Genomic DNA, 22,208 nt, shown 5'->3' on the forward strand with positions numbered 1-22,208 from the left:
GCGTCACATTGTAAGCAAGCGCTTGTACGGGCATGGTCTACCGGTAGGACGCACACCCCAAGGGAGTCCGCGATGCCCTACGTCCTGCTCGCCCTCGGGATCCTCTTCGCGTTGACCGCGGTCAACGCGCACGCTCCCCGGCGCGGCGGCCTGCTTCTCGTGCCGGGCTTCTTCTTCGGCTGGCTGACGATCGAGATGGCGCCCCATGTGCTCGTCACGTGGGCCATCGCCACCTCTCTCGTGGCCGGGTTCGGAGGGCTGGACGGCTGGGCCGGCTGGACGGGCCTCGTCCTGGCGCTCGCCGGGATGGCGGGTGTCGCGGCCACCATCGCGGCCTCCCGCCGTACAGTCGTCACCTTGCGGGAGTGCGGTACACCGCTCGACCTGGACCCTGAAGGCGCGCCCCGCTTCCCGCTGGCGCCGCTCTTCGTCCCGCCGCTGTGCCTGATCCCGCGCAAGGGCGTGCGCGTCGACCGCAACGTCCTGTACCGCGAGGAAGGGCGGCTCCGCCTCAAGCTGGACGTGTACCGCCCCGTGGCCGACGCCGCCGATGGTGTGCTGCGTCCGGGCCTCATGCAGATCCACGGCGGTGCGTGGGTCATCGGAGACAAGCGCGAGCAGGGCCTGCCGCTGCTCAACCACATGGCCTTGCAGGGGTGGGTCGGCTTCAACGTCAACTACCGGCTCAGCCCGCGCGCCACCTGGCCGGAGCATCTGATCGACCTGAAGCACTTCCTCGCCTGGTACAAGGAGCACGCAGAGGAGTACGGGGCCGACCCCGACTTCCTCTGCGTGACCGGAGGATCGGCCGGCGGGCACCTCACCGCGCTGGTGGCGCTGACCGCGAACGAGCCCGAATTCCAGCCGGGCTTCGAGGACGTCGACACGAGCGTGCGGGGCGCCGTCCCGTTCTACGGCGTCTACAACCTCGTCGAGGCGGGGCCCTGGCCCGCCCCCATGGGGTCCAATCGCATCATGGAGAAGATGGTCATCAAGAGGCCCTTCGCCGAGAACCGCGAGGTGTACGCCAACGCGTCCCCCGTCACGCACATCAGCGAGGACGCGCCGCCCTTCTTCGTCATCCACGGGAGCCGTGACTCGCTCATCCCCGTGGCGGAGGCCCGGCGATTCGTCGAACGGCTCAGAGAAGTCTCCGCGTCACCCGTCGTCTACGCCGAGATGCAGGGCGCCCAGCACGCCTTCGACGTCTTTCCCTCCTACCGGACGGCCCGCGTCATCGAGGGCGTCGAGCGCTACCTGACCGGCCTGCACCGCCAGTACCGGCAGGGCACCGGACCGGACGTCCCCGACGAGGTCGCGCGGTCCTTGGGGGAGCCCTCCGTCGGATAGCGTGGAGGGCGTGCGGCTCACAGTGTTCTGGGATCGGATGAACCAGCAGTTCGGCGAAAGCTATGCCCAGAGCGTGGCCAAGGACTACGTCATGGCGGAACTGGGCGGCCGCACCATCGAGCAGGCCCTCGCCGACGGCGAATCTGCCAAGCGGGTGTGGCAGGCCGTCGTCGCCACCTTCGACGTCCCCTCGACCCTCCGTTAGGGACGGTCAGTCCGGGACGGGCAGGTGGGCGTAGAGGTCCATCGCGTCCACGGACGACGGCAGATCGCTGACCTGGCCGTCGCCGACCTCCACGACGCGCCAGGCGCCGTCCGTCCGGCGGGCCACATCCGTGGTGATGAACCGGCAGCCCAGGGCGCGGACGGCCGGAGCCACGGCGGTCAGATCGGGATCGAGTTCCACACCGGGGCTGTCAGGGTGCGGCCCCACCAGCGCGGGCTCGCCGTCCACCCACCACACGCGCGCCTCGCCGGCGCCGTCGTACTCCTCGAACTCGCGGACGACGAGACCGCCCGCCAGATGGTCGTCCCGCAGCGCGACCATCTTGGAGGCGATGTCGTGCAGCCGGGGCAGGTTCTTCACGTCCGGGACGAAGCACGCCTCCTCCCACTCGTGCTTGCACGACTTCACGTAGTCCTTGACGATGCCCGGCCCGCTCCGCAGCGGCCGGACCAGCTCGGCCAGCTCACTGGGATCGCCCGGATCCTGGCCGGTGCCCAGGGGGCGCCACACGCTGTTCGGGGTCAGCCCGGCGAACGTCTCGTGCCAGCCCGGCAGCTCATGGGCGCGCCTATAGTCGTCCGGGTGCGTGAGCAACACCGTGCCGCGCTGCTTCAGGGCGGCGGCCATCGCGGCGTATTCGCCCGCCGACAGCATCCAGCCTCGGTACCAGACCGGGCCCAGGCCGGCGGGCACGGCGCCGATCGCGTCCTCCACGTCCCCGCGCCGCAGCGCGTCGTGGTCGATCAGGGCCGTCTCGCCGTAGTGGTCCCGGACGGCCTCGGCCTCGCGGGAGAAGTGGGGGTCAACGCGCCGGGGATGGAGCGGATCGACGCAGAAGAGGACGGTCAGCGTCATGATTGGAACCCTCCGTGGACGGCGCCAGCGTACGGGGTCGGGACCATGGAACGCACGGCGATTCCCGTCCAAATCGCCATACCGGACGATGATCGAACGGATGTTCGGTAGGCTGGTCCCGGCACGCGGCGTCGTCCACAATCGCGCCGGGCGCTCGAAAGTGTCGGTGGCCCGCCGTAACGTCGCCCTCGACATCGCAAGCAGCGGCCGAGAGCCGACAGTCACGACGAGAAGGACATCTCAATGGCAGCGAACGACCGGGAGAAGGCTCTCGAGACCGCACTCGCCCAGATCGAGCGGCAGTTCGGCAAGGGGTCGGTCATGCGGATGGGCGAGGAGGCCCGGGCGCCCGTCGAGGTGATCCCGACCGGCGCGATCTCCCTCGACATCGCGCTCGGCATCGGCGGCCTGCCGCGCGGCCGCGTCGTCGAGGTGTACGGCCCCGAGGGCTCCGGCAAGACCTCCATCGCGCTGCACGCCGTGGCGAGCGTGCAGAAGAAGGGCGGCATCGCCGCGTTCGTCGACGCCGAGCACGCGCTCGACCCCGAGTACGCCGCCAAGCTCGGCGTCGACATCGACGCCCTGCTGGTCTCCCAGCCCGACACCGGCGAGCAGGCCCTGGAGATCACCGACATGCTGATCCGCTCCGGCGCGATCGACATCGTCGTCATCGACTCCGTCGCCGCGCTCGTCCCCCGCGCCGAGATCGAGGGCGAGATGGGCGACAGCCACGTCGGCCTCCAGGCCCGCCTGATGTCGCAGGCGCTGCGCAAGCTCACCGGCGCGATCAACCAGACCAAGACCACCGCCATCTTCATCAACCAGCTCCGCGAGAAGGTCGGCGTCATGTTCGGCTCGCCCGAGACGACCACCGGCGGCCGGGCGCTGAAGTTCTACGCCTCGGTCCGGCTGGACGTCCGCCGCATCGAGACCCTGAAGGACGGCACCGAGGCCGTCGGCAACCGGGTCCGCGTCAAGGTCGTCAAGAACAAGATGGCCCCGCCGTTCCGCGTCGCCGACTTCGACCTGCTCTACGGCCAGGGCATCAGCCGCGAGGGCGGCCTGATCGACCTCGGCGTGGAGCACGGCTTCGTCCGCAAGTCCGGCGCCTGGTACACCTACGACGGCGACCAGCTCGGCCAGGGCAAGGAGAACGCCCGCAACTTCCTCAAGGCCAACCCCGACCTGGCGGACGGCATCGAGAAGAAGATCAAGGAGAAGCTGGGCATCGGCCCCAAGGTCGACAAGGAGGCCGCGCCCGCGGCGGCCCCGGACGCCGCCCCGGCCCCCGCGCCCGCGGTCAAGACCACCGCCGCGAAGAAGACCGCGAAGGCCACCAAGACGGGTGATTCCTGACAAGGAATCCCCTGATATGGGTGACTCTTGACGAAGAGTAAGCGATGATCTCCTATGCAGGGCGGCGGCGCCTTACCGGGCACCGCAGGACCGGTGCCCGGACCTTCCCCGATGGCGCCGCCGCTCCCACGGCGGTCACCGGGCGCGGCGGCCGATGAGCCCGGCCCCGCGCGCCACCGAGGGCGGCGACCCGGAGGCCAGGGCGCGCGAGGTGTGCCTGCGCCTCCTCTCGGCGTCGCCGCGCACCCGCGCCCAGCTCGCCGACGCCCTCCGCCGCAAGGACGTCCCCGACGACGTCGCCGACCGGGTCCTCGCGCGCTTCACCGACGTCGGCCTGATCGACGACGAGGCGTTCGCGCAGGCCTGGGTCCAGTCCCGCCACAGCGGCCGCGGCCTGGCCAAGCGCGCCCTGGCCGCCGAACTCCGCCGGCGCGGCGTCGCCGACGACACCGTCAACGAGGCCGTCGAGACCCTCGACCCGGCCCAGGAGGAGGAGACCGCCCGCGCCCTGGTCGTCCGCAGGCTGCCCGCCACCCGCGGCGCCGACCCCGCCAAGCGCATGCGCCGCCTCGTCGGCATGCTCGCCCGCAAGGGCTACCCGCCCGGCCTCTCCTACCGCGTGGTGAGAGAGGCCCTCGCCGACGAGGGCACCGACCCCGACACCGTCCCCGCCCCGCCCGACCCCATCGACTGACGGCCGGGGTCAGGAGGGGGTGGAGTGGAAGGTGGCCTCGCCGGTGAGGCGGAGGCCGGTGGGGTCGCCGGGGCGCAGCTGTACGTGGCCGTCGACCCGGATGTCGACGGGGGCCGCGAGCCCCTCGACCGAAACGGTGACCATGGCGTCGTGCCCGTAGTAGCGGACGTCGGTCACCGTCCCGCCCGGGGCGGTCCCGCCGGCCTCGGTGAGCCGTAGCTGCTCGGGGCGCAGGATCACCGTGCCGTCGCCGGCGGCCCCGGCGGGCCTGCTCAGCACGACCGTGCCGAGGGCGGTTGTGGCGGTGCCGTCCGAGGCGGTGCCCGGCAGGAGCACGGCGTCGCCGACGAAGCCCGCGACCCACGGGCTCGCGGGCCGGCCGTACACCTCCTGCGGGGTACCGCACTGGGCGACGCGCCCGGCGTGGACGACCGCGACGAGGTCGGCGGTGGACAGGGCCTCCTGCTGGTCATGGGTGACGAGGAGGGCGGTGGCGCCGATGGTGCGCAGGGCGGCGCGGACGTCGGCGCGTATCCCGGCGCGCAGCGCGCTGTCCAGCGCGTTGAACGGCTCGTCGAGCAGGACCAGCGCGGGCTCCGGGGCCAGGGCCCGGGCCAGCGCGACCCGCTGCTGCTGGCCGCCGGACAGCTCGTGCGGCATCCGGCGGCCGTACCCGGCGAGGCCGACCAGTTCGAGCATCTCCTCGGTGCGGCGGTGCCGCGCGGCGCGGTCGGTCACGCCGAAGGCGACGTTGCGGGCCACGCTCAGGTGCGGGAACAGCGCGCCCTCCTGGGGCACGATGCCGATGCGGCGGCGCTCCGGCGGGACGTGCGTCCCGGGGGCGGTGAGGGCGCGTCCGCCCACGGTGACGGTGCCCGCGTCGGCGCGCAGGAAGCCCGCCACGATCCGGAGCAGGGTGGTCTTCCCGCAGCCGGACGGGCCGAGGACGGCGGCCAGGGAGCCGCCGGGGACGGTGAGGTCGAGCCCGTCCAGGACGGCCCCCTCGGGGCCGTACGCCTTGGTCAGGCCTTCGATTCGCAACTCGCTCACGGGCGCTGTCTTCCGAGGAGGTAGGAGGGGACGGCCGCGAGCAGGATCAGCGCGGCCGCGTACGGGGCGGCGGCGGAGTAGGAGGCGGTACCCGTCTCCGTCCAGAGCCGGGTGGCGAGGGTGTCCATGCCGGTGGGGCGCAGCAGCAGGGTCGCGGGCAGCTCCTTCATGCAGATCACGAAGGTCAGCGCCGCGCCCGCCGCGACGCCGGGGGCCGCCAGCGGTACGGTCACCGCCCGGAGCACGCGCAGCGGGCCGCGGCCGAGCGAGCGGGCGACGTCCTCCAGGACGGGCGGCGACTGCAGCACGGCGGCGCGGGTGGCGGCGACCGCGACCGGCAGGAACAGCACCGCGTAGGCGCAGACCAGCAGCGGCAGCTCCTGGTAGATCGGGGTGGCGTAGCGGACGGCGAAGAAGACCAGGGCCAGGGCGACGGTGATGCCGGGCAGCGCGTGCCCGGCGTAGGCGGCCTGCTCGATCAGCTCGGCGGCCCGCCCCCGGTGGCGGGCGGCGAGGACCCCGACGGGCAGGGCGAGCGCGGTGGTGAGCGCGGCGCCCGCGCCCGCCACGGCGAGGGTGACGCCCGCGGTGCTCAGCAGCCCGGCGGGGTCCCAGCCGGCGCGGTTCCCGGTCACCAGCCAGTAGGCGAGCGTGCCCAGCGGGAAGGCGACGGCGGCCGCGGCGACGGCGCCGCACCAGGCGAGGGCGGGCGCCGCCGCCCGGCCGAGCGGGACCGGAGCGGACGGCCGGGCGGTTCCGCCGCCGGTCCGGGCGTGCCCGCGCCGTCCGCGGGTCCGGGTCTCCAGGGCGACGACGCCGATGGTCAGCACGACGAGGACCGCGCTCAGCGCGGCGGCCGGGGTGCGGTCGAAGCTGGCCTGGTAGGAGGTGTAGATGCCGCGGGTGAACGTGTCGTACCGCATCAGCGACACCGCGCCGAAGTCGGACAGGACGTACAGCGCGACGAGCAGCCCGCCGCCGGCCGCGGCCGGACGGAGCTGGGGGAGGGTGACGCGGCGGAACGTCCGCACCGGGCCCGCGCCGAGGGACCGGGACGTCTCCTCCTGCGCGGGGTCGATGCCGCGCAGCGCGGCGGCGACCGGGAGGAGGACGTAGGGGTAGCTGACCAGGGTCAGCGACACCGCAGAACCAGTGAATCCCGACATGCCCGGCACTGCGGACAGCCAGGCGAAGGCGGCCACGTAGCTGGGCACGGCCAGCGGGAGGGTGGCGAGCACCGCCCAGGCACGGGCGCCGGGCAGCGCGGTGCGCACGGTGAGCCACGCCAGCGAGATGCCGAGGACGAGGCAGGCGGTCACCACGACGGCGGCCAGCGCCAGGCTGCGGACGAGGAGCAGCCCGGTGCCCTCGGTGGTGATCACCGACCAGGCGAAGCCGGGGCCCCGCTCCAGCGCCCGCACGGCCAGGTAGCCGAGGGGCAGCAGGGCGAGGGCCCCGGCCAGGCACGCCGGAGCGAGCAGGATCCGGGGGGCGCGAGCCGCGGTCATGCGGGTCAGACCATCCCCGCTTCGCGCAGCATCGCCAGGGTCCGCTGCAGCGAATCGAGTTCGCCGAGGTCGATCCGGGGGGCCTTCAGCGAGTCCAGCGGAGGCAGGCCGGGGACGGTGCTGGTGACGCCGGCGGCCAGCGGGTACTCCTTGGTCTCGTCGCTGAAGTAGGTCTGCGCCTCGGGCGACAGCAGGTAGTCGACGGCCTTGAGCGCCGCCGCCCGGTGCTCGGCGCCCTTGAGGACGCCGACGCCCGCGACGTTGATCAGGGCGCCGGGGTCGCCGCCGGGCAGGTAGTGCAGCTTGGCGGTGACGCCGTCCGCGCCCTTCTCGGCGACCTTCTCGTACCAGTAGTAGTGGTTGATGAGGCCGAGGGCGGCCTGTCCGGAGTTCACCGCGTCCAGCACGGCGATGTTGTTGTCGTAGGCCTTGACGCCGTTGGCCTTCAGGCCCTTCAGCCAGGCGAGCGTGGCCTCGTCGCCGTCCAGGACGCGCATGCCGGTGACGAACGCCTGGAAGGACGCGTTGGTCGGCGCGTAGGCGATCTTGCCCTTCCATTCCGGCTTGACGAGGTCGCGCACGGTGTCGGGCGCCTTGGCGACCTGCCCGGGGTGGTAGGCCAGCACGCGGACGCGGCCGGAGACGCCGACCCAGTCGCCGGCGCCGCCGCGGAACTGCGCGGCGACCTTGTCGAGGGACGCCTGGGGCAGTTTCTCCATGCGGCCGGCCTTGGCGAGGGCGCCGAGCGCGCCGGCGTCCTGGGAGAGGAACAGGTCGGCCTTGGTCTTGTCGCCCTCCTCCAGGAGCTGGGCGGACAGCTCGGCGCTGGAGCCGTAGCGCACCTCGACGTCGGTGCCGACGGCCTTCTCCAGCTTCTCCAGCAGGGGCTTCACGAGGCCCTCGTTGCGGCCGGAGTAGACGACCAGGCCGGCCTCGCCCCCGAGGCCGCATGCGGCGAGTGGCAATACGAGAGCCGTCATGGCCAGAGCGGACGTGAGACGGCGCAGGGGGTTTCGCATGGCTTCCTCGGGATGCGGGTCGGTAAGCGATTTGGCAGAGAGCTTAGCCTTACCTAACATACGCCGCGTGATCACCCCCCACGCGGTGCCGCCCCCGGACGTCCCGTTCGCCGGCGGACTCGCGGTTCACGCGGAGCGGACGGCGCTCATCACCTCCGGCGCCGCCGTGACCTACCGCGAACTCGCGGACCGGGTCGCGGCCGCCGCCCGCCGGCTCGGCCCCGGACGGCGGCTCGTCCTGCTCGCGGGCGCCAACACAGTCGACGCCCTCGCTGTCTACCTGGCGGCGCTCGCGTCGGGGCATCCCGTCCTGCTGGCGCCGCACGACCGGCCCGAGTCCCTGCGGTCCCTGACCGCCGCCTACGACCCGGACGTCGTGGCCCTCCCGGACGGGACGCTCGACGAGCGGCGCGAGGGCTCCGCGCACACCCTGCATCCCGACCTCGCGCTGCTGCTCAGCACGTCCGGCTCGACGGGGTCGCCGAAACTCGTCCGGCTGTCGCACGAGAACCTGCGGGCGAACGCGGAGTCCATCGCCGCCTACCTGGACATCCACCCCGGCGACCGCGCCGCCACGACCCTGCCGATGCACTACTGCTACGGCCTGTCGGTCATCAACAGTCATCTGCTGCGCGGCGCGGGGCTCGTCCTCACGGACCTGTCGGTGGCCGACGACCGCTTCTGGGAACTGTTCCGCGCCGCGCGGGGCACCGCGCTGGCGGGCGTCCCCTACACCTTCGAGCTGCTGGACCGGGTGGGGTTCGCCGACATGCGGCTGCCGTCGCTGCGGTACGTCACCCAGGCGGGCGGGCGGATGCCCGCCGACCGGGTGGCGCGCTACGCGGCGCTCGGGAGGCGGCGCGGCTGGGACCTGGTCGTCATGTACGGCCAGACCGAGGCGACGGCCCGCATGGCCTACCTGCCTCCCGAACTCGCCTCCGCCCACCCGGAGGCGATCGGTGTTCCGATCCCCGGCGGGTCCTTCCGGCTGGAGCCGCTGCCGGACGGTTCCGCACCCGGCACCGGCGAACTGGTGTACTCGGGCCCGAACGTCATGCTCGGCTACGCCGGCGGCCCCGCCGACCTGGCCCTCGGCCGTACCGTCGATGAGCTGCGCACCGGCGATGTGGCGCGGCGGCTGCCGGGCGGGCTGTACGAGATCGTGGGGCGCCGCGGCCGGTTCGTGAAGCCGTACGGCCTGCGCGTCGACCTGCAGCGCGTCGAGGAGATGCTCGCCGGGCACGGCCTGACCGCGTGCTGCGCCGGCGACGACACGGGCCTGGTCGTGGCCGTGGCGGGCGGCGATGCCGGCGCCCGGAGCGTCCGGCGGCTGGTCGCGGCGGAGTGCGGCCTGCCGGCCAGGGCGGTCAGCGCGCACGTCCTGCCCGAGATCCCCCGGCTGGCCACCGGCAAGCCCGACCTTCAGGCGGTGCTGGGGCTGGGCCGGGCCGAGCCGGTGGCCGGCGCGGACCTGTGCCGCCTGTACGCCCGGATCCTGGACCGCCCCGACGTCACCGAGGACGACAGCTTCGTCGGTCTCGGCGGCGATTCGCTGTCCTACGTGGAGATGTCGCTGAAGCTGGAGGAGGCCCTCGGCGCACTGCCCGCCGACTGGCACACCCGGCGCATCCGCGACCTGCGGCGCCCGGCCCGGCGCGCCCGGCTGCGGACGCTGGAGACGGGCATCGTGCTGCGCGCCGCCGCGATCGTGCTCATCGTCGGGTCGCACATCGGCGTGTTCACGGTCCGGGGCGGGGCGCACGTGCTGCTCGCGGTGGCGGGCTTCAACTTCGCCCGGTTCCACCTCACCGCCGCCGGGGCGGGGAGGCGCCGCGCGGACCTGCTGGCGGCGCTGGCCCGGATCGCCGTGCCGAGCGTCGTCTGGATCGGCCTGGCGGCGCTCCTCACCGCCGACTACCACCTGGCCGACGCGCTGCTGCTGAAGAGCGCGATCGGGCACGCCAGCAACTACTGGTTCATCGAGGTGATCGTCTACATCCTGGCCGCCATGGCGGCGTTGCTGAGCGTCCCGGCCCTGGACCGGGCGGAGCGGCGCGCCCCCTTCGGGTTCCCGCTCGGCCTCCTGGCGGCCGCGCTGCTCCTGCGGTACGACCTCGGCGGCCGCACGGACCTGCCGGACGCGATCACCGCCTGCTGGCTGTTCCCGCTCGGCTGGGCCGCGGCGAGGGCGTCCGGCCCGGCGCAGCGGCTGCTGGTGTCCGCGGTGGTGCTGGCCACCGTCCCCGGCTACTTCGGCTCGGGCGCGTCCCCGCGGACGGCCGTCGTCATCGCCGGCGTCCTCCTGCTGATCTGGATCCCGAAGCTGCCGAGCGCGGCCTGGCTCAACCGGCTCACCGGCCTGCTGGCCGCCGGATCGCTCTACATCTACCTGGTCCACTGGCAGGTCTACCCGCTGCTGGAGGACCGCTCGGAGGTGCTGGCCCTGCTCGCCTCCCTCGCGGGCGGCGTCGCCTACGCCGCCGTCGCCACCAGGGTGGTCCGCCGCGCGGGCGGGTGGGCCGCCGCGGCCCGGCCGGTCCCGGCGGCGGGGATTGGCCGGGTCCGGACGGGCGCGGGGAGTCAGGAGGGGTGGTAAGGGAGGAGTCACGCTGACGTTCGGTTAGTCCGGAATGCCCCTCGTTTGCTTGCTCATTACCTCCATGCCGCTTACCGTTACGGCAGTGAGGAGTTACTCCGCGTCTCGCGGATTGCCATACGACCGAGCACGTTCCAGCAGCTGAGAGGCATACAGGACACGTTCGTCGACCGGATGCGGCCGAGTCATCGAGGGCGCGCCGCGTGCGGCCCGGTGACGTCGTGCGTCCGCGCGCGCGAGTAAATCCTCGCTAGGCAGGGTCCCGAAGTCCGGACGGGCCCGCGGCGAGGAAGGATCTGCCTCATGGAGAGCGTCCTGCTGGGTGCAGCGCTGCTGGTGACCCTGGTCGCTCTCGTGATCGCGATCCTGTGGCGGCCCGGCATGCCCGGCAGAGCCGCGGCGGAGATCGCCCGCGCGCAGAGCGAGGCCGACGAGATCCGGTCGAAGGCCGAGCGGGACGCGCGCGACGCCCTGGAGCAGGCCGAGCGCGACACGCAGCGGCTCACCGCCGACGCCCGCGCGGAGGCCGAGCAGGAGGGCCGCGCGATCAAGGACGACCTGCGGGCCGTCCGGGAGGATCTGGAGCGCCGGGAGGCCCGGCTCGCCGAGCGCGAGCAGCGGCTGGACGCCGAGATGCGCCGCCTGGAGGAGCGGCAGGCGCGGCTCGCCGAGGCCCGGCGGGCGCTCGACGCCCGCAAGGAGGAGCTGGCCGGCGTCGCCGAGGAGCGCCGCAAGGTGCTGGAGCAGGCCGCCGGTCTCACCGCCGCGCAGGCCAAGGCCGAGCTCGTCGCGGCGATCGAGAACCAGGCCAAGCGGGAGTCCATCCCGATCGTCCGCGAGATCGAGAACACGGCGCGGACCGAGGGCGAGAAGCGCGCCCGCAAGATCGTGACGCTGGCGATCCAGCGGGTCGCGAGCGAGCAGACGGCGGAGTCGGTCGTGTCGGTGCTGCACCTGCCGAGCGACGAGATGAAGGGCCGCATCATCGGCCGGGAGGGCCGCAACATCCGGGCGTTCGAGACGACGACCGGGGTGAACCTCATCATCGACGACACGCCGGAGGCGGTGCTGCTGAGCTGCTTCGACCCCGTGCGCCGCGAGGTGGGGCGGCTGACGCTGGAGAAGCTCGTGCTGGACGGGCGCATCCACCCGCAGCGCATCGAGGAGATCTACGAGCGCAGCCGGAGCGACGTGGAGCAGCTGTGCGTCCGGGCCGGCGAGGACGCCCTGGTGGAGGTCGGCATCGCCGACATGCACCCGGAGCTGATCGCGCTGCTCGGCCAGCTGCGGTACCGCACGTCCTACGGGCAGAACGTGCTGAAGCACCTGATCGAGTCCGCGCACATCGCCGGGGTCATGGCGAGCGAGCTGCGCCTCCCGGTGGAGATCGCGAAGCGGTGCACGCTGCTGCACGACATCGGCAAGGCGCTCACCCACGAGGTGGAGGGCAGCCACGCGCTGATCGGCGCCGAGATCGCGCGCCGGTACGGCGAGCACGAGGACGTCGTCCACGCGATCGAGGCCCACCACAACGAGGTCGAGGTCCGGACGGTGGAGGCCGTGCTGACCCAGGCCGCGGACGCGGTGAGCGGCAGCCGCCCGGGCGCGCGCCGCGAGTCGCTGGAGGCCTACGTCAAGCGCCTGGAGCGGCTGGAGCAGATCGCCCGCGAGAAGCACGAGGGCGTGGAGAAGGTCTTCGCGATGCAGGCCGGCCGCGAGATCCGCGTGATGGTCAAGCCGGACACCGTCGACGACATCCAGGCGCAGGTCATCGCCCGCGACATCGCCAAGCAGGTCGAGGACGAGCTGACCTACCCGGGCCAGATCCGCGTCACCGTGGTCCGCGAGTCCCGCGCCATCGAATTCGCCCGCTGACCTGCTCGACGTCCAGCCGTGCACCGTGCCCTGACGGTCAGCCCACGGTGAGGTTGATGGGCTCCACGCCGCGGGGCTCGAAGCCGAGGGTCTGCCCGTAGAAGGCCAGCTCGGCCTCCAGGCTGCGGATGACCGTGGCGGCCTTCCGGAAGCCGTGGGACTCGCCCTCGAACGTGAGGTAGGCGTGCGGCGTCTTCTTGTCGCGCAGCGCCAGCGCGAACCGCTCGGACTGGTCCGGCGGCACCACCGGGTCGCTGAGGCCCTGCAGGAGCAGGACGGGGCAGGCGGTCTTGTCGGCGTGCCCGAGCGGTGAGCGCTCCTCGTAGGCGCGCTCGAAGCCGGGCAGGGGGCCGATGAGGCCGAACAGGTAGTGCGACTCGAAGTCATGGGTGGCCTCGGCGAAGCTCTGCAGGTCGCTGATGCCGTAGTAGGACGTCGCGGCCTTGAACACGTCGGTCTGCGTGATCGCGGCCAGCGTCGTCCAGCCGCCCGCGGAGCCGCCCCGGATGGCGAGACGTGCCGGGTCGGCTATTCCGCCGTCTACGAGCGCCTGGGCGGCGGCTATGGCGTCCTCTACGTCGACCACGCCCCACTGGCGGCGCAGCCGCTCGCGGTAGGCGCGGCCGTAGCCGCTGGAGCCGCCGTAGTTGACGTCGACGACGCCGATGCCGCGGCTGGTGAAGTAGGCCCGCTCCAGGTCGAGCACCTTGGAGACCCGGCCGGTGGGGCCGCCGTGCACGAACACGACGTACGGCGGCAGCTCGCCCTCGGGCGCGGCGGCCTCCGGGTTGGTCGGCGGGAACACGTAGGCGTGGACGGGACGCCCGAACGGCCCTTCGAGGCGCTCGGCGCGCGGCCGGGACAGGTACGCGACGTCCGGCAGCTCGGCCAGCTCGCGGCGCAGCCCCTCGACGCGCCCGGTCGTGGTGTCGACGCGGACGACGGAGGGGGGCAGGTCGGGGCCGCCGGCGATGCCGACGATCGTCGTCCCGTCCGCGGACAGCTCCGTCGCCCAGTGCTCGTAGGGGACCTCCAGGTCGACTAGGTCGAGCGTCTCCGGGTCGTAGACGCCGAGGCGCATGTCGCCCTCCCCGTGCAGGACGGCGAGGCGCCCGTCGCCGAGCAGCGCGTACGGCATGCCGCCGAGCTGCCACAGCGGGGCGGCGAACTCCTCCTCGGCCGGGTAGAGGGCCTGCGGGGACTCGCCGTGCAGGCCGACCTGGTAGATGTTCCACCAGCCGGGCCAGTCGGAGATGACGTACAGGGACTCGTCGTCGCGCCACAGCGGCGCGAGGGCCGACTCCTTGAGCCCGCCCTTGACGGTGCGGGGCGCGACCGTACGGCCGTCCTCCAGCGCCGCCACGCGCACCTCAGTGCCGTCCCAGGGCATGCGGGGGTGGTTCCACTGCACCCAGGCGAGGTGCCCGCCGCCCGGGGACGGGACGGGGTTGGCATAGAACTGCGCCCCGGTGACCAGCTCGCGGATGGCGCCGGCGTCGCCGGCGGCGCGGCCGTCCAGCGGCACGGCGACGATGGCCCGCCTGATCCCCGTGGTGCCGGGCTCCTCCGCCGGCGGCGCCGCGGCCTCCGCGCCCTCGGCGGCGGGCTCGGGCGCCGCCTCCGCCGGCGCGGCGATGTGGCCCTCGCACACGCACCAGATCTCCGTCCGGTCCGGCGACAGGACGAAGTCGGCGTAGCGCAGCCCCGCCGGGACGGCCGGCTCGGGCGTCAGCGGGTAGGGCTTGGGGTCGCCCTCGTCGAGCCGGTGGAGCCGCTGGTCGTCGTAGTTGGCGAAGACGATCGACCAGCCCTCCCCGGTGCGGATGGGCAGGTACGACCGGCCCCCGTACTCGTGGACGCGGGTACGGGCGTTCCACGGGGCCTGCAGCAGCTCCGTGCGGTGGCCGCCCTTGAGATGGATGACCGTGGTCCGTCCGTCCTCCTCGGGGCGGGTCTCCTGCCACCAGACGTCATCGCCCGCGACGGTGGGGAAACTGAGGCGCAGCCGGGCGCGGGCGACATCGGCCGCGGAGATGGGGGAGGGCCAGGAGCCGTAGGGGAGGGTCGCACGAGCGGTCATAACAGGAATCGTCCCGCATACGGGGATCGGTTGGGGCCATGACGCCCTGTTTGACTTCGGAAAGATACAAGCGCGCCACCAGCGGACTCACCGGTAACGTGCGCCGGAACGACCGCGGGGGCGCCGCCGGTGACCGGCGGCCCCCCCGCGGCGGGCGACCGTGGAGATCAGGTCGACGGGACGGCCTGCTCGCCGACCCCGACCCCGGCGACGGGCGGCGCCCCGCCCGTGCCCATGGTCTTGGCCTCGGTCTTGCGGCTGCGGCGGCTGCGCGCCTCCAGCCACGTCGCCAGCCGGCTCACCGACATGTTGATCGCGATGTAGATGATCGCGACGATGATGCCGGCCTGCAGGACGTTGTTGCTGTAGTTGGCGGGGACCTGGCGGAAGCCCGCGGACAGCAGCTCGGGGTAGGCGATGATGAACCCGAGGGCGGTGTCCTTGAGCAGGACGACGATCTGGCTGACGATCGCGGGCATCATCACGGTGATGGCCTGCGGCAGCAGGATCAGCCGCATGACGCCGTTCTTGCGCAGCCCGATCGAGTAGGCGGCCTCCGCCTGGCCCTTCGGGATCGACAGGACGCCCGCCCGGACGACCTCGGCGAGCACCGAGCCGTTGTACATGGTGAGGCCGAACACGACCGCGGCGAACGCCGGGACGGTGACGACGCCGGCGTTGCTCTCCACCCCGAAGATCGAGAAGAAGTAGTCCACCGAGACGCGCTGCAGCTGCCCGAACTGGGACTCGGCGATCTGCGGGCTGATCTTGTTCGGCACGAAGAAGGCCAGGAAGATCAGGATCAGCAGCGGGATGCCGCGGAAGAACTCCACCACCGCGCCCGCGGGCACCCGGATCCACCAGTGGTCGGAGAGCCGCGCCAGGCCGAACACGACGCCGAACAGCAGCGCCAGGACGGTCGCGACGGCGGCGGCCTTCAGCGTGTTCAGCAGGCCGGGGATGATCAGGTGCCGCCAGACCGTCCACTCGGTGAACGGCGTCCAGAACTTCCCTGCGAACTGGTCCTTGGCGGCCAGCCGCCAGATCAGCGCGGCGAGGATCGCGGCGAGCCCCACCGTGACGGCGACGCCGAGCGCCCTGTTCCGCGCGCGCGCCCGCGGCCCCGGGATGTCGAAGAGAACAGTAGCTTCCTTGCTCATCGCGCCACCGCCATCCGCTTGGCCAGCCAGCCGAAGAAGTACCCGGTGGGCAGGGTGAGGATCAGGAAGCCGACGGCCACGCCGAGGAACAGCGGGATGACGCCGTTGGAGAACGTGGGCTTGTCGACGATCGTCTTGGTGACCAGCGCGACCTCGGCGTAGCTCGCCGCCGCGGCGACCGTGGTGTTCTTGATCATCGCAATGAGGACGCTGCCCATCGGCGCGATGATCGCGCGGAACGCCTGCGGCATGATGATCATGCGCAGCGACTGGGTGAAGGTCAGGCCGATCGACCGCGCCGCCTCCGCCTGGCCCAGCGGGACCGTGTTGATCCCCGACCGGAGCGTCTCGCAGACGAAGGCGCCGGTGTAGGCGGACAGGCCGAGGACGGCCCACCAGTAGTACGTCACCGACGAGGTCGAGGAGAACTTCAGCGCGAGGATGTCGTTGAGGCCGAGGCTGCACATCAGCAGCACCAGCGTCAGCGGCGTGTTGCGGACGATGCTGACGTAGCCCGTGCCGAAGGCGCGCAGCACCGGGACGGGGGCGACGCGGAAGCTCGCCAGGACCGTGCCGATGATGAGGGAGAGCACCGCCGCGGCGGCCGCCAGGCGGATCGTCGCCCAGAATCCCTGGAGGATCTCGTCGAAGCTGTCGAAGAACGGGCTGAAGTCAAACATTGCTCAGCTGTTTCATGGCGTTCCAGCGGTGTCGGGCCAGCGGTGTCGAGCCCGGCCGGCGGTGTCAGGCCGGACCGGCGCGTCCCCGGGAGCCGCTCCGCGGGGACGCGCCGGCGCGGCGGGCGTCAGGCGCGGCCCCCGGTCAGGAGCAGCCCTCCATCTGCGGGGCGGTCGTGACGAGCTTCAGCCCGGTGCCGGCGAAGTGCTTCTCCAGCAGGGTCTTGGCGGTGCCGTCGGAGTACATCTCGGTGATGGCCTTGTTGACGGCCTCGCAGGTCTCCTTGTCGCCCTTCTTGATGCCGACGCCGTACTTCTCGTCGGTGAAGGGGTCGTTGATGACCTTGAAGGAGCCCTTCTGCTGGTTGGCGAAGCCGGCCAGGATCAGGTCGTCGGTGCTCACCGCGTCCAGCGCGCCGGACTTCAGCTTGCTCACGCACTCGGAGTAGCTGCCGGCGTCCACCAGCGTGACGCCCTTGATGTTGAGCTTGCCGTCCGGCGGGCCCTCGGTGATGCGGCGGAACGAGTTCGACCCGGCCGCCTTGCAGAGCTTCTTGCCCTTGAGGTCGGCGGCCTTCTTGATGTCGGTGTTGTCGGCCTTCACCATCGTGTCCTGGTGCGCGACGTAGTAGGGACCGCCGAAGGTCACCTGCTGCTTGCGCGCCTCGGTGATGGAGTAGGTGGCGAAGATCAGGTCGACCTGCCCGCCGCCGATGAACGACTCGCGGTTCGCGGAGGTCGTCTCCTTGAAGGTGATGCCGCTCTCCGGCACGCCCAGCTTCTGCGCGACGTACTTGGCGACGTCCACGTCGAAGCCGTCGTAGGTGCCGTCGGGCTTCTTCAGCCCGAGCGCCGGCTGGTCGAACTTGATGCCGATGGTCAGCTTCTTGTCGTCCTTGGCCTTCTGGACGACCGTCTTGGCCTCGGTCTTCTCGGTGTCGCTGCCACACGCGCTGAGCGCCAGGGACAGCGCCATCCCCGCCCCGATGAGGGCGCCGAAACGACGTACTCGCATTTCTCGTCCTACCTCTGCTCTCTGCCGGAGCCCCGCGGCTCAGTGCGTGAGGATCTTGGAAAGGAAGTCCTTCGCGCGGTCGGTGCGCGCGTTGGTGAAGAACTCGTCGGGGGTGTTCTCCTCGACGATCTGACCGTCCGCCATGAACACGACCTTCTGGGCGGCGCGGCGCGCGAACCCCATCTCGTGCGTGACGACGATCATCGTCATGCCCTCGCGGGCGAGCCCCGTCATGACGTCCAGGACCTCGTTGACCATCTCCGGGTCAAGCGCCGAGGTCGGCTCGTCGAAGAGCATCACCTTGGGCTTCATCGCCAGGGAGCGCGCGATCGCGGCCCGCTGCTGCTGCCCGCCGGACAGCTGCGCCGGGTACTTGCCGGCCTGGTTGGCGATGCCGACCCGGTCGAGCAGCTCCATCGCGTGCTTCTGCGCCTCCTGCTTGCCCTGCCTGCGGACCTTCACCGGCCCGAGCGTGACGTTCTCGAGGATCGTCTTGTGGGCGAACAGGTTGAACGACTGGAACACCATCCCGACGTCGGCGCGGAGCTTCGCGAGCTCCTTGCCCTCCTGGGGGAGCTCCTTGCCGTCCACGAGGATCTTCCCGCCGTCGATGGGCTCCAGCCGGTTGATCGACCGGCAGAGAGTCGACTTGCCGCCCCCGGAGGGGCCGATGACGACGACGACCTCGCCGGAGTTCACCGTGAGGTTGATGTCCTTGAGGACGTGCAGCTCGCCGAAGTGCTTGTTGACGTTCTCGACCACGACGAGAGCCCGGTCGCCCGCCGCGGGGGCCGGCTCCGGAACGGAGTCCTCGGGCTCGTCCTTGGTGAGGTCGAGCTCGCCTTCGCTGTCCGTCATGCGGACGGACTTTACGTCATGGCCGGGCGCCTGAAAGTTGCCGAGCGGTACCGATCCGATCACGAATCCCCATGTCGGACGGGGTCCATCGTGGCGGAGAGTGATCATCTGGGCTGGTCGGAGCGGGGTGTCCGCGGGTGCGCCCCGGCCCCCGGAAGCAGGCCGTTCGCCGGGGCCGCCGCGGCCGGACGTTCCATCGCGGCGGGACGGGCCCGTACCCTTGGTTACCGTCATGAGTGCGCCAATGGAGACGGCCGCCCGCACGTACGAGATCCGTACCTACGGGTGCCAGATGAACGTCCACGACTCCGAGCGGCTGTCCGGGCTGCTGGAGGCGGCCGGGTACGTCCGCGCCGGGGACGCCGAGCCCGATGTGGTGGTGTTCAACACCTGCGCGGTGCGGGAGAACGCCGACAACCGGCTCTACGGCAACCTCGGCCATCTGCGGCCGGTCAAGGACGGCCATCCGGGCATGCAGATCGCCGTCGGCGGCTGCCTCGCGCAGAAGGACCGCGACACCATCGTCAAGCGCGCCCCCTGGGTGGACGTGGTGTTCGGCACCCACAACATCGGGTCGCTGCCCGCGCTGCTGGAGCGGGCCCGCGTGCAGAGCGAGGCCCAGGTCGAGATCGAAGAGTCGCTGGTGACCTTCCCCTCGACGCTGCCGACGCGCCGGGAGTCGCCGTACGCGGCGTGGGTGTCGATCTCCGTCGGCTGCAACAACACGTGCACGTTCTGCATCGTCCCGTCCCTGCGCGGCAAGGAGAAGGACCGCCGCCCCGGCGAGATCCTCGCCGAGGTCGAGGCGCTCGTCGGCGAGGGCGTCCTGGAGGTCACCCTCCTCGGGCAGAACGTCAACGCCTACGGCTCGGGCTTCGGGGCCCTGGCGGCGGCGCCGGACGAGGTGCGCGCCATGACCGAGGGCGGCCAGTCCGCCTTCGCGGGCCTGCTGCGCGCCTGCGGGGGCATCGAGGGCCTGGAGCGGGTCCGGTTCACCTCGCCGCACCCCAAGGACTTCACCGACGACGTCATCGCGGCGATGGCCGAGACGCCGAACGTGATGCCGTCGCTGCACATGCCGCTGCAGTCCGGCTCGGACGCGGTGCTGCGCGCGATGCGGCGCTCGTACCGGCAGGAGCGCTACCTCGGCATCATCGACAAGGTCCGGGCGGCGATCCCGGACGCGGCGATCACCACCGACATCATCGTGGGGTTCCCCGGCGAGACCGAGGCCGACTTCGAGGAGACCCTGCACGTGGTGCGGGAGGCCCGGTTCTCCTCGGCGTTCACGTTCCAGTACTCCAAGCGGCCGGGCACCCCGGCCGCGACCATGGACGGCCAGCTGCCGAAGGAGGTCGTCCAGGAGCGGTACGAGCGGCTCGTCGCCCTCCAGGAGGAGATCTCCTGGGCGGAGAACAAGAAGCAGCTCGGCCGCACGCTGGAGGTCCTGGTCGCGGAGGGCGAGGGCCGCAAGGACGAGGCGACCCGCCGGCTGTCCGGCCGCGCGCGCGACAACCGCCTCGTGCACTTCGGCGCCCCGGAGCAGCCGGTCCGGCCCGGCGACATGGTCACCGTCGAGGTCACCTACGCGGCACCGCATCACCTGGTCGCCGACAAGCCGGTGCTGGACGTCCGCCGCACGCGGGCGGGCGACGCGTGGGAGGCTCGCCAGGGGAACGGCGGCGGTCCGAAGGGCGTCGCGCTGGGCATGCCGTCGATCGGACGGCCCGCCCCGGCACCCGCCGCCGCGTCCGGCCACGGCTGCTCCTGAGCGCGGCTCTCGCGGCCGTTCGCGGTCTACCGGTCCCAAGGCGCGGTGTTACCCCGTCCAAGGAGGCAGTGTGCTCGTAGCGGCGGCGGTGTGCCCGCACCCGCCGGTTCTCGTCCCGGAGATGGCGGGGGAGGCGGCGTCGGAGCTCGACGCGCTGCGCACCGCCTGCGACCGGGCCGTCGGGCTCCTCGGCGACGCGGACGTGCTGGCCGTCGTCGGGGGCGGGGCGGAGACGCGGCCCTACGGCCCGGACGCCTACGCGTCCCTCAGGCCGTACGGGCTCCACTGGACGAGCCCACGTGAACCCGTGGACGGGGCAGAGGCGCTCCCGCTCTCCCTGACGATCGGCCGGTGGCTGCTGGAGCGGCATGGCTTCGCTGCCCGCGCGCGCTACCAGGCCGTGGCCTTCGACGCCGAACCCGAGACTTGCCTATCGCTCGGCAGGGAACTGGCAGGGGCGGCCGACCGTGTGGCGCTCCTGGTGATGGGGGACGGGTCGGCGTGCCGTTCAGAGAAGGCACCCGGGTATCTCGATGTGCGCGCGCGCCCGCACGATGAGGGCGTGGCACGTGCGCTCGGCACAGCTGACGCCGCCGCCCTGGCCGCGCTGGACCCCGGGCTCTCCCGGGACGTCCAGGCGGCAGGGCGTGCGGCGTGGCAGGTGCTGGCGGGCGCGGCCTCGGACTCGCCCGGTCTCGGCGGGGAACTGCTCGCCGACGACGCGCCCTACGGGGTCGGCTACTTCGTGGCGGCCTGGTCGCGGCCCGACCGCCGGGCAGGTTAGGAGGGGCCCTGGCCCTGGCCGGGCTGACCGCCCTGCCCCATCTGGCCGCCCTGGTCGCTCTGGCCCATCTGACCGCCCTGACCGCCCTGGCCCTGCTGGCCGGTGCCGCCGCCCTGGCCGCCTTCCCGGTCGAGCATCTCGCCGGCCTTCTCCTGGACCTTGTCGACCTTGTCGGCGTACTTGCCGCCGGTGCGCTCGTCGATCATGTCCCCGGCGCGCTCGACGCCGTGCCTGGCCTTGTCGGAGTGCTGCCCGAGCATCTGCTTGACCTTGTCGACGATGGACATTCCCGATCCCCCCGGATCCCTCGTCTCGATCGGTGCGGCGCGGTTGGCACGCACACCCGTACCCCCCGCCCATACCCGTTCTGTTGCCACAATCAATCCCGTGACCTCACCCAATGCTCCCTATGTGATCGCGGTCGTCGGGGCGACGGCCGCGGGGAAGTCCGACCTCGCCGTGGAACTGGCGCTGCGGCTGGACGGCGAGGCGGTCAACGCCGACTCGATGCAGCTCTACCGCGGCATGGACATCGGCACCGCGAAGCTGTCCGCGGCCGAGATGCGCGGCGTCCCGCACCATCTGCTGGACGTCTGGGACGTGGTGAAGACGGCCAGCGTCGCCGAGTACCAGGCGCTCAGCGCGGACGCGATCGCGGACGTCCGGGGCCGGGGGCGGCTGCCGGTGCTGGTCGGCGGGTCGGGCCTGTACGTGCGCGCGGCGCTCGACGAGATGGAGTTCCCCGGGACGGATCCCGCCGTCCGGGCGCGCCTGGAGGTGGAGCTGGCGCAGGTCGGCCCCGGCACGCTGCACGAGCGGCTGCGCGGCCTCGACCCGGCCGCCGCGGACGCCATCCTGCCGAGCAACGGGCGCCGGATCGTCCGCGCCCTGGAGGTCATCGAGATCACCGGCCGCCCGTTCACCGCGACGCTGCCCGAGCACCGGTACCGCTACGGCTCCGCCCTGCAGATCGGCGTGAGCGTCCCGCGCGACGCCCTGGACGAGCGCATCGCCCTGCGGGTGGAGCGGATGTGGGACGCGGGCCTCGTCGACGAGGTGCGGGCGCTGGAGAAGCGGGGCCTGCGGGACGGCCTGACCGCCGGGCGGGCGCTCGGCTACGCGCAGGTGCTCCGGTTCCTCGCGGGGGAGTGCACCGAGGAGGAGGCGAAGGAGGACACCGTCCGGACCACGCGGCGCTTCGCCCGCCGGCAGGAGTCCTGGTTCCGCCGCGACCCGCGCGTCCACTGGCTCCCGCACGACGCCCCCGACCTGGTCGAACGCGCTCTCGCCCTGGTCGAGGAGGCCGCGGGGGAGGCCGGGCGGGGCACCTGAGC

General features: G+C 72.4%; 19 protein-coding genes. 9 read left to right on the forward strand and 10 right to left on the reverse strand.

Annotated elements, in window-relative coordinates; all coding sequences use genetic code 11:
- Window positions 1-72: 72 nt before the first annotated feature.
- Together AB0K34_RS11440 and AB0K34_RS11445 are read left to right on the forward strand one after the other, a co-directional pair.
- On the forward strand, window positions 73-1,350 hold the full coding sequence (locus AB0K34_RS11440; protein WP_364547629.1) for an alpha/beta hydrolase: 1,278 nt from the start codon (window positions 73-75) through the stop codon (window positions 1,348-1,350).
- A 10-nt stretch (window positions 1,351-1,360) separates the two neighbouring features.
- Window positions 1,361-1,555 (forward strand): DUF3046 domain-containing protein, encoded by a 195-nt coding sequence (locus tag AB0K34_RS11445; protein WP_138638433.1) that lies wholly within the window; start codon window positions 1,361-1,363, stop codon window positions 1,553-1,555.
- A gap of 6 nt (window positions 1,556-1,561) precedes the next feature.
- Here AB0K34_RS11445 and AB0K34_RS11450 read toward each other — a convergent pair whose 3' ends face one another.
- Window positions 1,562-2,431 carry an ATP-grasp domain-containing protein gene (locus AB0K34_RS11450; RefSeq protein WP_301174371.1) on the reverse strand — a complete coding sequence of 290 codons (870 nt, stop codon included), beginning with the start codon at window positions 2,429-2,431 and terminating at the stop codon, window positions 1,562-1,564.
- 243 nt (window positions 2,432-2,674) lie between these two features.
- Between AB0K34_RS11450 and recA the strand changes: the two genes are divergently transcribed.
- Entirely contained in the window at window positions 2,675-3,787 is a 1,113-nt protein-coding gene (gene recA / locus AB0K34_RS11455; RefSeq protein WP_364547632.1) for a recombinase RecA, read from the forward strand.
- A gap of 154 nt (window positions 3,788-3,941) precedes the next feature.
- Window positions 3,942-4,481, forward strand: a complete 540-nt coding sequence (gene recX / locus AB0K34_RS11460; RefSeq protein ID WP_301174369.1) for a recombination regulator RecX — start codon at window positions 3,942-3,944, stop codon at window positions 4,479-4,481.
- A 9-nt stretch (window positions 4,482-4,490) separates the two neighbouring features.
- Here recX and AB0K34_RS11465 read toward each other — a convergent pair whose 3' ends face one another.
- The 3 genes from AB0K34_RS11465 to AB0K34_RS11475 are packed head-to-tail and all read right to left on the reverse strand — an operon-like array spanning window position 4,491 to window position 8,019.
- The gene (locus AB0K34_RS11465; protein ID WP_364547634.1) at window positions 4,491-5,531 is read right to left on the reverse strand and encodes an ABC transporter ATP-binding protein; all 1,041 of its coding nucleotides are present in this window, start codon (window positions 5,529-5,531) and stop codon (window positions 4,491-4,493) included.
- On the reverse strand, window positions 5,528-7,039 hold the full coding sequence (locus tag AB0K34_RS11470) for an iron ABC transporter permease (RefSeq protein WP_364547636.1): 1,512 nt from the start codon (window positions 7,037-7,039) through the stop codon (window positions 5,528-5,530). The genes AB0K34_RS11465 and AB0K34_RS11470 overlap by 4 nt, the downstream gene beginning before the upstream one ends.
- Window positions 7,040-7,044: 5 nt before the next feature.
- Window positions 7,045-8,019 carry an iron ABC transporter substrate-binding protein gene (locus AB0K34_RS11475; protein WP_364547639.1) on the reverse strand — a complete coding sequence of 325 codons (975 nt, stop codon included), beginning with the start codon at window positions 8,017-8,019 and terminating at the stop codon, window positions 7,045-7,047.
- Between the two features lie 106 nt (window positions 8,020-8,125).
- Here AB0K34_RS11475 and AB0K34_RS11480 point away from each other — a divergent pair, with 106 nt between their 5' ends.
- Window positions 8,126-10,654, forward strand: a complete 2,529-nt coding sequence (locus tag AB0K34_RS11480) for an AMP-binding protein (RefSeq protein ID WP_364547642.1) — start codon at window positions 8,126-8,128, stop codon at window positions 10,652-10,654.
- A 303-nt stretch (window positions 10,655-10,957) separates the two neighbouring features.
- Entirely contained in the window at window positions 10,958-12,529 is a 1,572-nt protein-coding gene (rny, locus tag AB0K34_RS11485; RefSeq protein ID WP_301174364.1) for a ribonuclease Y, read from the forward strand.
- A gap of 37 nt (window positions 12,530-12,566) precedes the next feature.
- Here the strand turns inward: rny and AB0K34_RS11490 are convergent, their stop codons facing one another.
- The 5 genes from AB0K34_RS11490 to AB0K34_RS11510 form a co-directional block, all read right to left on the reverse strand.
- The gene (locus AB0K34_RS11490) at window positions 12,567-14,609 is read right to left on the reverse strand and encodes a prolyl oligopeptidase family serine peptidase (RefSeq protein ID WP_301174363.1); all 2,043 of its coding nucleotides are present in this window, start codon (window positions 14,607-14,609) and stop codon (window positions 12,567-12,569) included.
- 167 nt (window positions 14,610-14,776) lie between these two features.
- A complete protein-coding gene (locus tag AB0K34_RS11495) occupies window positions 14,777-15,769 on the reverse strand; it encodes an amino acid ABC transporter permease (RefSeq protein ID WP_301174362.1) in 993 nt (330 codons plus the stop codon).
- Window positions 15,766-16,449: an amino acid ABC transporter permease gene (locus tag AB0K34_RS11500; RefSeq protein WP_301174361.1), complete on the reverse strand. Its 684-nt coding sequence runs from the start codon at window positions 16,447-16,449 to the stop codon at window positions 15,766-15,768. Before AB0K34_RS11500 ends, AB0K34_RS11495 begins: the two co-directional genes overlap by 4 nt.
- A 142-nt stretch (window positions 16,450-16,591) precedes the next feature.
- The gene (locus tag AB0K34_RS11505) at window positions 16,592-17,461 is read right to left on the reverse strand and encodes a glutamate ABC transporter substrate-binding protein (protein ID WP_301174360.1); all 870 of its coding nucleotides are present in this window, start codon (window positions 17,459-17,461) and stop codon (window positions 16,592-16,594) included.
- 39 nt (window positions 17,462-17,500) lie between these two features.
- Window positions 17,501-18,223, reverse strand: coding sequence for an amino acid ABC transporter ATP-binding protein (locus tag AB0K34_RS11510; protein ID WP_240808508.1), 723 nt, complete (start codon window positions 18,221-18,223; stop codon window positions 17,501-17,503).
- Between the two features lie 328 nt (window positions 18,224-18,551).
- Between AB0K34_RS11510 and miaB the strand changes: the two genes are divergently transcribed.
- Together miaB and AB0K34_RS11520 are read left to right on the forward strand one after the other, a co-directional pair.
- Window positions 18,552-20,090 (forward strand): tRNA (N6-isopentenyl adenosine(37)-C2)-methylthiotransferase MiaB, encoded by a 1,539-nt coding sequence (miaB, locus tag AB0K34_RS11515; protein WP_301174359.1) that lies wholly within the window; start codon window positions 18,552-18,554, stop codon window positions 20,088-20,090.
- A 70-nt stretch (window positions 20,091-20,160) separates the two neighbouring features.
- Window positions 20,161-20,874, forward strand: a complete 714-nt coding sequence (locus AB0K34_RS11520) for a hypothetical protein (protein ID WP_301174358.1) — start codon at window positions 20,161-20,163, stop codon at window positions 20,872-20,874.
- On the opposite strand, the gene AB0K34_RS11525 is transcribed toward AB0K34_RS11520, so the two are convergent.
- The gene (locus AB0K34_RS11525) at window positions 20,871-21,161 is read right to left on the reverse strand and encodes an antitoxin (RefSeq protein WP_301174357.1); all 291 of its coding nucleotides are present in this window, start codon (window positions 21,159-21,161) and stop codon (window positions 20,871-20,873) included. The two genes, AB0K34_RS11520 and AB0K34_RS11525, sit on opposite strands and share 4 nt — an antisense overlap.
- Before the next feature lie 124 nt (window positions 21,162-21,285).
- On the opposite strand from AB0K34_RS11525, the gene miaA reads away from it, so the two are divergent.
- Window positions 21,286-22,206, forward strand: a complete 921-nt coding sequence (gene miaA, locus AB0K34_RS11530) for a tRNA (adenosine(37)-N6)-dimethylallyltransferase MiaA (RefSeq protein ID WP_364547727.1) — start codon at window positions 21,286-21,288, stop codon at window positions 22,204-22,206.
- Window positions 22,207-22,208 lie beyond the last annotated feature (2 nt).

Origin of the sequence: Actinomadura sp. NPDC049382 (assembly GCF_040677125.1) — a bacterium.
Classification (GTDB): domain Bacteria; phylum Actinomycetota; class Actinomycetes; order Streptosporangiales; family Streptosporangiaceae; genus Spirillospora; species Spirillospora geliboluensis.

Bases quoted from the DNA above. Each gene is read 5' to 3' on its own strand.
- AB0K34_RS11505 (WP_301174360.1), bottom strand. From the start codon at position 17,461: ATGCGAGTACGTCGTTTCGGCGCCCTCATCGGGGCGGGGATGGCGCTG.
- recX (WP_301174369.1), top strand. From the start codon at position 3,942: ATGAGCCCGGCCCCGCGCGCCACCGAGGGCGGCGACCCGGAGGCCAGG.
- recA (WP_364547632.1), top strand. From the start codon at position 2,675: ATGGCAGCGAACGACCGGGAGAAGGCTCTCGAGACCGCACTCGCCCAG.
- AB0K34_RS11525 (WP_301174357.1), bottom strand. From the start codon at position 21,161: ATGTCCATCGTCGACAAGGTCAAGCAGATGCTCGGGCAGCACTCCGAC.
- rny (WP_301174364.1), top strand. From the start codon at position 10,958: ATGGAGAGCGTCCTGCTGGGTGCAGCGCTGCTGGTGACCCTGGTCGCT.
- miaB (WP_301174359.1), top strand. From the start codon at position 18,552: ATGAGTGCGCCAATGGAGACGGCCGCCCGCACGTACGAGATCCGTACC.
- AB0K34_RS11440 (WP_364547629.1), top strand. From the start codon at position 73: ATGCCCTACGTCCTGCTCGCCCTCGGGATCCTCTTCGCGTTGACCGCG.
- AB0K34_RS11500 (WP_301174361.1), bottom strand. From the start codon at position 16,449: ATGTTTGACTTCAGCCCGTTCTTCGACAGCTTCGACGAGATCCTCCAG.
- AB0K34_RS11495 (WP_301174362.1), bottom strand. From the start codon at position 15,769: ATGAGCAAGGAAGCTACTGTTCTCTTCGACATCCCGGGGCCGCGGGCG.
- AB0K34_RS11490 (WP_301174363.1), bottom strand. From the start codon at position 14,609: ATGACCGCTCGTGCGACCCTCCCCTACGGCTCCTGGCCCTCCCCCATC.
- AB0K34_RS11450 (WP_301174371.1), bottom strand. From the start codon at position 2,431: ATGACGCTGACCGTCCTCTTCTGCGTCGATCCGCTCCATCCCCGGCGC.
- AB0K34_RS11470 (WP_364547636.1), bottom strand. From the start codon at position 7,039: ATGACCGCGGCTCGCGCCCCCCGGATCCTGCTCGCTCCGGCGTGCCTG.
- AB0K34_RS11475 (WP_364547639.1), bottom strand. From the start codon at position 8,019: ATGACGGCTCTCGTATTGCCACTCGCCGCATGCGGCCTCGGGGGCGAG.